This is a genomic window from Jeotgalibaca ciconiae, from assembly GCF_003955755.1.
Lineage (GTDB): Bacteria > Bacillota > Bacilli > Lactobacillales > Aerococcaceae > Jeotgalibaca > Jeotgalibaca ciconiae.
This window is the reverse complement of record NZ_CP034465.1, coordinates 2,428,180-2,440,293: the sequence shown is the minus strand read 5'-3', so window position 1 is coordinate 2,440,293 and position 12,114 is coordinate 2,428,180. Positions and strand designations below refer to the sequence as shown.

Sequence of the window (12,114 nt, the reverse complement as noted above, 5' to 3'; positions counted from 1 at the left end):
TTTATAGGGATTTTTTTATAAGAAAAGCGGACAAGTCCGCCTTGGCCTATGAAAAAATAGGAAATTTGACCCTGAATTGTCAGGAGACTTCACGTTTCAGCGGGTTAGTCGAATGATATGCGTTAGCGAGCAGCGAAGCGCGCAATGGGGCAAATTTATCTTTTTTTCACTAGGTCAGGACTTGGGAGCTAGACATTGATGGCTGAACTTATAATCCCCTAGTCTATAAAAAAAGCTCTCCTTCAATCAATAGATTTTACAAATCCATTCATTGAGTGGAGAGCACCTTCTTCTTGTCAGTGTTAAATCAAATTCATATCGATCATTGTTTCCGCAATTTGAATTGAATTCCAAGCTGCTCCTTTAATTAAATTATCGGAAACAATCCATAAGTGGAAGCCTTTTTTATCATCCGGGTCTTTACGAATGCGTCCCACAAACGTATCTTTTTTATCTTCTGATTCTGTCGCTAATGGATAGAGCTGCGTTGAAGGATCATCTTGTACAATAATCCCAGGAGCGTCAGCCAACACCGCGCGAAGATCAGCTACTGATACGTCATCTTTATCGATTTCAATATAAACAGATTCAGAATGTCCATACTTTACTGGTACCCGAACGCAGGTAGCAGAAACTTTCAAATTAGGCATACCCATTATTTTTTTCGTTTCATTAATCATTTTCCATTCTTCAAAAGTGTAGCCTTCGTCAGAAAACAAGTCAATTTGAGGAATAACGTTAAAGGCCATTTGATAATGTTTCTTGTCACCTGCAGAAGGTAAAATACTAGCTTCTACTTCTTCGCCTTTTAACACGCTTGCTGTTTGTGTATCTAATTCTTCAAGGGCTTCTACTCCTGCGCCGCTTACAGCTTGATAAGTAGATACAATTACCCGGCTTAGTCCGAATGCTTCTTTGATTGGTTTTAATGCCACTACCATTTGTGTAGTGGAACAGTTTGGATTTGCGATTAGTTGATTATGGTTATGCAAGGCTTCTGCATTTACTTCCGGCACTACTAATGGTGTGTTTTCATCCATACGGAATGCACTTGTATTATCAATTACGACAGCTCCGCTTTCGCGAGCAGCTTTTTCAAATGCTTTCGTAATCGATCCGCCTGCGCTAAACAAAGCAATATCAACATTTTTAAAAGATTCATTTGTTGTTTCTTCAATTTTATATTCTTTCCCTTTAAAAGTAGCTGTCTTTCCAGCAGAACGCGCTGAAGCCAATAGCTTTAATTCTTTCAATGGTATTTCTGATTTTTCTAATAATTGAATCATTTTTTGACCTACAGCTCCTGTGGCTCCAACAACTGCAATTGTATATTCTTTCATATTTCCCATTCACTCCATCTTCTTATACTTTAAAGTTATTTAGTACCTTAAAGAGGTTTTTACCATTTTAGCATATAAATGAGTTTTTTTTAATCTATTTTCTATTTTTTTATCATTTCCATGCAAAAGCCCTGTTTTTTTCATAATTAGTGATTGTTTATTCGTCTTTACTTCAGCTGCACACCAAAAAAAGACACCTCACTTTTGAAGTATCTACAGGTCAAGAGTTTCGAAAAGAATCCTTGTACGTAATTTTTAGCTAGTTAAATTTAATTATTGGATCAAATGAAAGCTATCCACAATTCTATCAAACAGCTCACTATCACAGATTGAATCATCTAATACTGTGGTGTACCAATATTTCTTGTTCATATGATAACCTCCATAGTAGTTACAGTCATCAACCAATGACGCAACATTTTCAGCAGTTCCTTTCAAGTCAATGATTTCAACTTCTTTATCAAGAGATGATTTCAGTTTTTTTCCATCTATAGTCATGATGATTGCAAACCACTTGCTATTGTCGTGATTTCTAAACACTGCATAATTCGGGTATTTTTCCCATAGATATTCCTCGTCAACGTTATACTTGTTTTTGATAAATTGAACAACTCGTTTTGTTTGTTCTGATTGGAAAACATCGTAATCAAAACATTTATCAGAAACCTCTCGTAAAAAGTCTTCACACTTTGTCTGGATTTCTCCGACGAATGAACCTTGAGCGTTTGCAGTTTTTACTAATGCATATTCTTCATTTATAGAGGAATCTATAACAGAATAATCTACTTGATCCGTTTTGGTGACCTTTAAAGATATGTAGAACTGATTATCCAAAATTGTTTTTTTGATCTCATAATATTTGACACAGTCTACAAAACCAAATGACTTCAATTTCTCAACATTCATTTTCTTAAAATCGAAAATACTCTTTACATCAATCATAATGACACCTCACAAATGTTAATTATATTACTTTCTTTCTATTTAAAATTGGAACTCCTGATTCTCTCTTAGTCTTCATCATACTTCCAAGTACGTTGATCCCTATTTCTAATAAAACACAGGATGCCCAAAGCAACTCCGCTAGACCAAGATTTGAGTTCTGGACATAGATGGCAGAACTTATAATAAATCTGGGAGGTTCAAGGCTTTTTTACTGGTCCAAGCTTGCACTTTTAAAAACAAAGCCAAGAATATTCTTTTTTTTTATTCCATCGTCCTCCCTAACTTGAAAAATACGTAGATAATAAACAGCAACTTGTTCTTTATCATTGGGTGAGAACTTGCTAGCTCGACATAAGAAAAGCGGACAAGTCCGCCTTGACCTATGAAAAAATAGGAAATTTGACCCTGAATGAGCAGCGAAGCGCGCAATGGGGCAAATTTATCTTTTTTTCACTAGGTCAGGACTTGGGAGCTAGACATTGATGGCTGAACTTATAATCCCCTAGTCTACAAAAAACTGGAAATCAGTAAGATTTCCAGCCATAAATCCTTATTTTATTCGCTATCTTTCTTTAGCAATGCTTTACGAGATAAGTTGATTCTACCTTGTCTATCAATTTCAAGAACTTTTACTTCAATTTTATCTCCGATAGAAACTACATCTTCAACAGCACGAACTCGTTCATTTGCCAGTTCAGAAATATGGACTAAACCATCTTTTCCTTTAGTGATTTCAACGAAAGCACCGAATTTTTCAATACGTTTCACCGTACCTTCATAAATTTCTCCTGCTTTAACTTCGTGTGTTAATTCTTTAATAATATCTTTTGCACGTTGAATCATTGCAGCATCTGCAGAAGCAATGCTCACATTTCCATCTTGATCGATATCAATCTTAACGCCGGTTTCATCAATAATTCCATTGATTGTGTCGCCGCCTTTACCGATAACCACTTTGATCTTATCTGGATTAATTTGCATCATTTCAATCTTAGGCGCATATTGAGAAAGTTCTGCGCGTGGTTCTGGCAAAACAGACTCTAAATGGTTTAGTATTTCTACGCGTGCTTTTTGAGCTTGCACAAGTGCTTCTTCTAAAATCTCTTTAGTAATCCCTTGAATTTTAATGTCCATTTGTAAAGCTGTAAGACCATCTCTCGTACCAGCAACTTTAAAGTCCATATCACCTAAGTGGTCTTCCATTCCTTGAATATCCGTCAAGATTGTGTAATCTTCGCCGTCCTTCACAAGTCCCATTGCGATTCCTGCAACTGGAGCTTTAATCGGCACACCAGCATCCATTAATGCCAGCGTTCCAGCACAAATACTTGCTTGTGAAGAAGAACCATTTGATTCTAAAACTTCAGATACTAAACGGATTGTATATGGGAAAGCATCTACATCAGGAATGATTTGTTTTAATGCACGTTCGCCAAGAGCCCCATGTCCGATTTCACGGCGTCCTGGAGATCCGGCACGACCTGTGCTACCTACTGAAAATTGTGGGAAGTTATAGTGGTGAATAAATCGTTTGCTCTCTTCAACACCTAAACCGTCCAATATTTGATGCTCGCCAAGGGGAGCTAAGGTACAAGCTGTAGCAGCTTGTGTTTGTCCTCTAGTAAACATACCCGATCCATGAACACGCGGCAATAAGCCTACTTCAGAATCGAGGGAACGAATTTCGTCTAACTTACGGAAATCAGGACGGATTTTATCAACTGTAATTAAACGTCGAACTTCTTCTTTTTCAATATCTTCAATAATTTGTTGTACATCTTTAATAATCGATACAAAGTTTTCAGATTCCATATATTGTTCTGTGAAATAATCCATGATTTCTTCTTTCACAGCTTCAATCTTATCATTACGTTCTTGCTTATCTTTTGTTAGAATTGCATCTTTCATTTTTTCACTAAAGTTTTCTTTTGCTTCAGCATGCAAATCTGCATCCGTTGCTAATAAAGTAACATCCATTTTTTCTTTGCCAATTTCAGCAATGATTTTTTCTTGGAATTCGCACATTTGTTTCACTGCATCATGTCCAAATAATAATGCTTCCAACATATCTGCTTCTGATACTACTTTCGCACTACTTTCAACCATGTTAATGGCCTCTTTCGTACCTGCAACGGTTAATTCGATATCAGACTCTTCCGTTTGTTCTGGAGTCGGATTAAGAATTAATTCACCGTTCACACGACCTACGTTCACTCCCGCAATTGGTCCTGAAAATGGAATATCTGAAATTCCTAACGATAATGAAGAACCAAGCATTGCAGCCATTTCCGGTGTACACTCTTGATCCACAGACATCACAACGTTTGTTACTTGGACTTCATTTCTGAAACCTTCCGGGAACATAGGACGAATAGGACGATCGATTAGACGTGCTGTCAATGTCGCATGTTCGCTTGGTCTACCTTCACGTTTAATAAACCCACCTGGGATTTTCCCTACTGCATACATTTTTTCTTCATAATTCACAGTAAGTGGAAAGAAGTTTGTATCTTTTGCTTCCTTACTTCCTACTGCTGCAGTTAGTACAACTGTATCGCCGTATCTTATTAAAACTGCACCATTTGCTTGTTTGGCAACTTGTCCAATTTCAACTTGCAGAAGACGCCCTGCCCATTCCATTTGGAAAACTTTCTTTTCTGTCATTCCTTCATTCTCCTTTTAACTTACTTCCCTTTTGCTGACTACTAAACAAAGGTCAGATTTTTTATAATACCTTTATTTCTAAAAAAGCTCACATTTGTATAGTAGTGCCATGCTCAGGGAGCTATCTATCATTATAAACGAAACATCTCGTCTTTTGCACATAATTAGTAAAAAACTTCTAAAAATAAAACGGATTCTCCGAGAAGAATCCGTTCAATGATCTATTATTTAGATAGATTAACGACGTAGACCTAATCTTTGAATAAGATCACGGTAACGTGCAACGTCTTTTTTACGCAAATATGCTAATAAATTACGACGATGACCTACTTTTTTCATTAAGCCACGGTATGAGTGGTGGTCTTTTTTATGAACACGTGCATGCTCATTAAGTAGATTGATTTCATATGTTAGTACAGCAATTTGCACTTCTGGAGAACCAGTATCTCCTTCGTGAACAGCGTACTCTGAAATAATTTCATTTTTCTTTTCTTTTGAAATTGCCATTCTTTTCACCTCTTCTTTTTCTTATTCCTCATTCTGAGTAACACGTTGGTGACTCGCGAAACCAAGAATAAGGTATTGTGTAGAACACAAAAATAAGATTACCTTATTTTTTGTTGGATTGCAAGTAAAAATTACTTTTTATAAGTAGTTTGTAACTCCAATACAACATCTCGAAGTTCTGCTGCTTTTTCGAAATTAAGTTCTTTCGCCGCTTGACGCATTTCTAGCTCTAACTCGTCAATTAAAACCGCACGTTGTTCCCGATTCATTTGTTTATAAATTTCCATTGTATTAGATTCTGCCGGAATATCTTCTGGAATGTGTGTAATCCGAATGAGATCACGCACTTCTTTTATAATTGTTTTCGGTACGATTCCATGTTTTTCATTATATTCCTCTTGAATCCTGCGTCTTCTCTGTGTTTCATCAATTGCTTTTTGCATGGAATCAGTGATACGATCTGCGTACATAATCACTTTCCCATTCTCATTCCTCGCTGAACGGCCAATAGTTTGAATCAACGCTCGTTCGCTACGTAAAAACCCTTCTTTATCTGCATCCAAAATTGCAACCAAGGAAACTTCTGGAACATCTAAGCCTTCACGCAGTAAGTTAATTCCGATCAACACATCAAATTCTCCCAGACGAAGATCACGGATAATTTCCGTTCTTTCTAACGTCTTGATATCACTATGCAGGTATTTTACTTTTATCCCGACTTCTTTTAGATAATCAGATAAATCTTCTGACATCTTCTTCGTTAAAGTTGTAATAAACACTCTTTCGTTCTTCTCACTCCGAATGTTTATTTCACTAATCAAATCATCAATTTGATCTTTGATTGGACGAACTTCAATAACTGGATCTAACAATCCGGTTGGACGGATAATTTGCTGAGCAATATAAGGACTCTGTTCATACTCATATGGTCCAGGCGTTGCCGATATATAGATAATTTGGTTTACATGGTCTTCAAATTCTTCTAAACGCAACGGACGATTATCTAGCGCTGACGGCAAACGGAACCCATAATCAATTAGTTGCTGTTTACGAGCGCGGTCCCCATTATACATTCCACGTATTTGCGGCATTGTCATATGTGACTCATCCACAACAATTAAATAATCATCAGGAAAGAAGTCTAATAGCGTATAGGGAGCTTGACCGGGCTTTCGTCCATCCATGTGACGAGAATAATTTTCGATTCCGTTACAGTAGCCCATTTCTAAAAGCATTTCAAGATCATAATTGGTACGCTGTTCTAATCGTTGTGCTTCAAGTAGTTTATTGTCTGCTCGTAAAACCGCTAATTGTTCTTTTAATTCTGCGCGTATGGTATCAATAGCGTGTAGTGTTTGTTCTTCATTCGCAACGAAATGTGTTGCTGGAAAAATAGGAAAATGATCCACATCATTTTTTATTTCCCCTGTCAGAACATCTACTTCTCGGATACGATCAATTTCATCTCCAAAAAACTCTACTCGAATTGCTTCGCTATCGCGAGACGCTAGAAATATTTCGACAACATCTCCGCGAACACGAAATCTTCCCCGTTGAAAATCAATGTCATTTCGTTCGAATTGCATATCAACTAACCGTTGCAATAATTCATTTCGAGAAATCTCCATTCCCTTTCGAATAGAAACAACATGTTCCTTGTAGTTCCGGGGATCTACAAGACCATAAATGCAAGATACAGAAGCTACTACAATGACATCCCTTCGCTCTAGCAAAGAACTCGTTGCAGAATGCCGCAGTTTGTCAATCTCGTCATTCACACTTGCTTCCTTTTCTATATAGGAATCACTAGAAGGTACATAAGCTTCTGGTTGATAATAATCATAGTAACTGACAAAATACTCCACCGCATTATTGGGGAAAAATTCTTTTAGTTCTCCATACAATTGACCTGCGAGTGTTTTGTTGTGTGCTAAAACCAATGTCGGTTTATTTACTTCTTGAATAACATTGGCAACAGTAAAGGTTTTTCCAGTTCCTGTTGCACCTAATAAAGTTTGGGCTTTTCGATTTTCTTTTAATCCTTTTATCAATTCGCGAATTGCTTCAGGTTGGTCACCACTTGGTTGATAATTTGATTGTAGTTTAAATTGATCTTTCATTTCTGTGCTCCTTACATAAAAATAGCATCTAAGTTCTCATTACATTTAGTCCTCTACTAGTTTACCACCATAATGATTTTTCGCCAAACAACAGGATTCCAATGGGAACTTATGAAAATTAACAGAGGCAATTCCAATTTTTATTGCAATCGGAATGAAATTTAGGTATAATATTTCGTGTTGGTAACAAACGTCTGACGTTTAACAGAAATACTGAAAGAGGGGTGAACCCATTGCCAAATATCGATTCAGCAATCAAACGTGTTCGTACAAGCGAAAAAGCGAACGAATTGAATAACGCTAAGAAAAGTGCTATGCGTACTACAATCAAAAAATTTGAAGAAGCAGTAGCTGCAGGTGCAGATAACACTGAAGCTTTATTGCAAGATGCTTTCAAAGCTATTGACTCAGCAGCATCTAAAGGATTAATCCACAATAATAAAGCATCTCGTGATAAATCACGTCTTGCTAAAAAATTGAACAAATAATGCACAAAAAAAACAGACCTAAACGGCCTGTTTTTTTATCTTTATAATTTTAAAAATCCCTTAAGCACTAGCATATTTCAACATGAACAATTCAAACTGAACTTCTTTGAGTCCATCCCCTGTCTTCATCTTCGTTTCTGCTTCTACTAGTCCTAAATAGGCATCCGTTAATTTTTTTTCGTTTAAATTACGGATTTGTTGATTTGCCAGCTTGATTCGATAAGGATGAATTTTTAAAACTTTTGTCATATCCGGTTGTTGGTAGCCTTTTTTTGCTAGTAATTTTACTTGTATGAGCAAACGAAATTGCCCTAACAAGATCGCATTTATTTTAATGGGCTCTTCCTTTTGAAGAAGTAAATCACGATAAGTCTGAATTGCTTTTTCGACATCCTTTTTTAACACATAAGTTACAATATCAAAAATATTTTGTTCCAAATTCCGTGGAACCAAATCTTCTACCATACGTTTGGTAATCTTTTTATCGTCCATAGCGGCTAAAAATAATTTTTGTAATTCATCCATTCCTTTTGATAGGTTATCTTCTATTCGTTCAAAAAAGAATTGCACAGTCTGGCGATCCATCTGATACCCTTCATTTTGAATAACCTTGCTTAAATATTGACGCGTTTCTGTGTCTTTTAAGGGAGATACATTGACAACATTCGCCTTTTTTTGTATGAGTTTGCTGATTTTTTTCCGGTTATCCAACTTCTCGTAAGGCGCAAAAAAGACCAAAATCGTTGTATCGGATGGATGATTCAAATAGCGCTCTAGCCATTCGATATCATGTTCCACACTCCCTTTTGGTTTTTCTCCCGTTAGAAAAATAGGATTATCAACTATTATCACCCTTCGGTCTCCAAAAAAAGGTATGGATTCTGCATCTTCCAAAGCATTGCCTAATGGTGCTTCATCCATATTATACATACCGACATTTAAATCTTGATCTTCTGCCGGCATTGAATACTCTAATAGAGTTTTTCTTGCCTCTTGAATAAAATACATTTCTGTTCCCAAAAAAAGATAAACAGGACTAAAAACACCTTTTTTAATTTTTGCTATTTCAGTTGCATAACTCATTTTCTCACATCACATTCCACAAAATTATCTTCCATCATTGTACCATAATCTTCGTCTGATTCTTATTTCTTCGATAGATAAAATGAATAGCTCCTTGTTTATCTGTACGATATATGGTTATTCCTTCATTTTCTAGCCTTTCGATAACTTCGCTATTTGGATGCCCATATGAATTATTATCTCCCACCGAAATCCACGCAACTCGTGGGGAGACTTGTTTGACAAAAGTCTCTGTTGTGGAAGTCTTGCTGCCATGGTGTCCAACTTTTAATACATCTACTTGTAGATTCGGATAGCGCTTAATTAATAACTCCTCTCCTTTTTCTTCCATATCCCCTGTAAATAACCAAATCAAGTCACTGATTTTTGTTAACAAAACCAATGAATCATCATTCGTCCCTCCTCCTTCTTTTAAGGGGCTTAATATTTCAAAAACAATCTCTCCAACTCTCACACGTTCAGGTGCTTGCAGTGGCGTAAAAACAACTTTAGATTGATTCATGTCACTCACAGCCTCTTGAAATTTTGCTGTTTTCTCCATTCCTTTCGAGAAAAAAATGGTTGATACAGGTATTTCCTTTGCTAAATACTTTAAATTCCCCAAATGATCTACATCGCTATGCGTCAAAAAAATGGCATCCAACTCCCGTACTCCTTGGGCCTTGATACTTGAAACAAGATTTTTTGCATGCGCGTCTTGATTGATTCGCCTTTGCCATTCTGCCTCATTTCCAAATGACATTCTTCCACCGGTATCAATTAAAAAGGTGTTTCTATGAAAGGGGGAAATAAACAGAAATGAATCTCCCTGCCCCACGTCCAGCATAATAATTTTGCCGTTCGGATTTAAATACGGCGTCAAATAAAAAATGAAAAAAGTAATACTCAACAGAACAAATGATTTAATCAACTTTTTATTTTGTTCTATTGATATAAAAAAACAAATAATGCTTACTGCTAATAAAAGATAACTAAATCCTTTCTGCCTGCCGGTAACCATCAATAGCCAATTTTTTCCTGCTAAAAAGTTCGTGAATTTTTCCAAATAAAGGAGGATAGAGTCCAGACCGGTAATGATAAAGCTATAAAAAAATGAAGGCAGGTTCAGGAAAGCACAGATTGAAATGACCCATAAGACCGGAAAAAAACAAATTGAAAAGAAAAACGAAAAAAGAATATTCACAAACATCCCTAACCAGGTCACTTCAAAGTAATGGTAACTTAAAAATAAAAAAGAAAAAGTAGTCATGATGAAGGAAAGAAATAGGTCTTTAGTGATGACATTTTTATTTATTTCCTCTATATGTTTCGATAGAAAATACAAAATTCCGGATAATCCGTAGCTCAGTTGAAAAGCAAGACTAAAGACTATGTATGGATTCAACCATAAAGCAAATAAAATCGTCAGAGCAAAGGCATCTTTTGCATACAGATCTTTTTTAAATATTTTGGCTAAAAGTAGTAAACTGTTAGTACTGATTGCTCGAAAGATACCTACACCATTTCCAATAAGAAAGCCATAAGCTACTATCCCAATCAATACTAAAGGACTTGTTCGTTCCCTGGTGATTCCAATACGTAGCAGCAGGTACTTTAGAACAACTATTAAAAAGTGAATATGCATTCCTGAGATTGAAAACAAGTGAATCACACCAATTTTCCGGTAGGACTCCATTACGGAATAATCCATGTCTTTCGTTTGGTTGAATAATATAGCTAACAAATATTCTAATGTTTTCCCGTCAGGAATTTTCTTTCTAAGAAAGCGAATCCATTTCAATCGCAGACGGCTCAAAAATAATTGTGGCCGTACATCTTGTTTATAATTTTCTATTTTTTCGATTGTAGCAGTCCAATGAATTCGATTTCGATACAGATAGTTTCGGTAATCAAATTGGTGTTCATTCCATGCTACATTCGGCTTTGATAATTTCATGTGTGCATCAAAGTAAATCAGTTCGTCTAGACTTTCCCAGATTGCTTTTTCTTCTTCGCTTTGAATTTTGTATAAAAAAGAGACTTTTTCAAATCCATCCTCTGTTGCTATTTGCGCAGTTCCTGTCAATAAATTACCGTCTACTTTGTATTGCTCTGGATTCAAATGAAAGCTTGCATAATCAAGAGTTTCATCCAATACCGTTTGATTCTGCTGCTCTTGAAAAAATACAATAACGAATGTTAGTAGTAATAAAAAAATGGTTACCAAGCCGAGAGCTTTCTTCTTAAAAATAAATAATCGCAGCAACAACAAACAAAAAAATCCCCACGCATACCAATTCTGTGGAGATAGAATTAGCACAATGAGGTTAATTGCAAGGAAACTACTTAACAAATAGTATCCTTTTACTTGTTGAAATAATTTTTCTAACTTGCTAGCAACAATCTTTACTCCCATGATGTTCCTCCATCGCTTCTTCTTTTGAATGGATGGGTGATACTAAGCTAGTAAAATATTCGGGATCTAACGAGACTTTTTCATATGGAATCTCCATTTGTTCAAGAAGATGGATGGCATAGGGGTCATTACGATAGTCTTCTAAGTAATAGACTTTTTTTATCCCCGCTTGCAGCAACATCTTCATGCATTGTAAACACGGAAAATGGGTAACATAAATCTCAGCGCCATTTGTCTGGATCCCAAATTTTGCACATTGGAGAATCGCATTCATTTCTGCATGAATGGTACGTAAACAATGTCCACCAACCACATAACAACCTTCGTCAATGCAGTGAACATCACCAGAAACAGAACCATTATATCCGCCAGCAATAATTCTTTTATCTCGAACAATAGTAGCTCCAACTTCGAGTCTTTTACAAGTGCTTCTTAAAGACAACAATACTGCTTGAGCCATAAAATACTGATTCCATGGAATTCTTTCTTGCACGGTTTACCACTCCTTTTCTTTTTTATCATACACTATTACAGGAGCTTTGCCATCCCATTTTTTACTAATCGACCCCGTC

At 36.2% G+C, this 12,114-nt stretch carries 9 protein-coding genes; 1 reads left to right on the top strand and 8 read right to left on the bottom strand.

The features are described 5' to 3' along the window. Positions 1-302: 302 nt before the first annotated feature. From EJN90_RS11340 to uvrB, 5 genes are all read right to left on the bottom strand, one after another. Positions 303-1,340: an aspartate-semialdehyde dehydrogenase gene (locus EJN90_RS11340; protein WP_407657540.1), complete on the bottom strand. Its 1,038-nt coding sequence runs from the start codon at positions 1,338-1,340 to the stop codon at positions 303-305. Positions 1,341-1,613: 273 nt separating this feature from the next. Further along, complete coding sequence (locus EJN90_RS11335) at positions 1,614-2,282, bottom strand: MmcQ/YjbR family DNA-binding protein (protein ID WP_126111318.1); 669 nt, start codon at positions 2,280-2,282, stop codon at positions 1,614-1,616. A gap of 558 nt (positions 2,283-2,840) precedes the next feature. After that, on the bottom strand, positions 2,841-4,949 hold the full coding sequence (gene pnp, locus EJN90_RS11330; RefSeq protein WP_126111316.1) for a polyribonucleotide nucleotidyltransferase: 2,109 nt from the start codon (positions 4,947-4,949) through the stop codon (positions 2,841-2,843). Between the two features lie 237 nt (positions 4,950-5,186). Continuing rightward, positions 5,187-5,456, bottom strand: a complete 270-nt coding sequence (gene rpsO, locus EJN90_RS11325; protein ID WP_126111314.1) for a 30S ribosomal protein S15 — start codon at positions 5,454-5,456, stop codon at positions 5,187-5,189. Between the two features lie 131 nt (positions 5,457-5,587). Next, positions 5,588-7,576 (bottom strand): excinuclease ABC subunit UvrB, encoded by a 1,989-nt coding sequence (gene uvrB / locus EJN90_RS11320; RefSeq protein ID WP_126111312.1) that lies wholly within the window; start codon positions 7,574-7,576, stop codon positions 5,588-5,590. A 233-nt stretch (positions 7,577-7,809) separates the two neighbouring features. On the opposite strand from uvrB, the gene rpsT reads away from it, so the two are divergent. Then, complete coding sequence (gene rpsT, locus EJN90_RS11315; RefSeq protein ID WP_126111310.1) at positions 7,810-8,064, top strand: 30S ribosomal protein S20; 255 nt, start codon at positions 7,810-7,812, stop codon at positions 8,062-8,064. Positions 8,065-8,124: 60 nt separating this feature from the next. On the opposite strand, the gene holA is transcribed toward rpsT, so the two are convergent. From holA to EJN90_RS11300, 3 genes are read right to left on the bottom strand one after another with little or no spacing between them, the layout of a single operon-like run. Continuing rightward, positions 8,125-9,147, bottom strand: a complete 1,023-nt coding sequence (gene holA, locus EJN90_RS11310) for a DNA polymerase III subunit delta (protein WP_126111308.1) — start codon at positions 9,145-9,147, stop codon at positions 8,125-8,127. Between the two features lie 34 nt (positions 9,148-9,181). Next, a complete protein-coding gene (locus EJN90_RS11305; RefSeq protein ID WP_126111306.1) occupies positions 9,182-11,542 on the bottom strand; it encodes a DNA internalization-related competence protein ComEC/Rec2 in 2,361 nt (786 codons plus the stop codon). Continuing rightward, positions 11,520-12,035 carry a ComE operon protein 2 gene (locus EJN90_RS11300; protein WP_126111304.1) on the bottom strand — a complete coding sequence of 172 codons (516 nt, stop codon included), beginning with the start codon at positions 12,033-12,035 and terminating at the stop codon, positions 11,520-11,522. The genes EJN90_RS11305 and EJN90_RS11300 overlap by 23 nt, the downstream gene beginning before the upstream one ends. Positions 12,036-12,114 lie beyond the last annotated feature (79 nt).

Coding starts and splice junctions, on each gene's coding strand:
- EJN90_RS11340 (WP_407657540.1), bottom strand. CDS start 1,340: ATGAAAGAATATACAATTGCAGTTGTTGGAGCCACAGGAGCTGTAGGT.
- EJN90_RS11335 (WP_126111318.1), bottom strand. CDS start 2,282: ATGATTGATGTAAAGAGTATTTTCGATTTTAAGAAAATGAATGTTGAG.
- pnp (WP_126111316.1), bottom strand. CDS start 4,949: ATGACAGAAAAGAAAGTTTTCCAAATGGAATGGGCAGGGCGTCTTCTG.
- rpsO (WP_126111314.1), bottom strand. CDS start 5,456: ATGGCAATTTCAAAAGAAAAGAAAAATGAAATTATTTCAGAGTACGCT.
- uvrB (WP_126111312.1), bottom strand. CDS start 7,576: ATGAAAGATCAATTTAAACTACAATCAAATTATCAACCAAGTGGTGAC.
- holA (WP_126111308.1), bottom strand. CDS start 9,147: ATGAGTTATGCAACTGAAATAGCAAAAATTAAAAAAGGTGTTTTTAGT.
- EJN90_RS11305 (WP_126111306.1), bottom strand. CDS start 11,542: ATGGGAGTAAAGATTGTTGCTAGCAAGTTAGAAAAATTATTTCAACAA.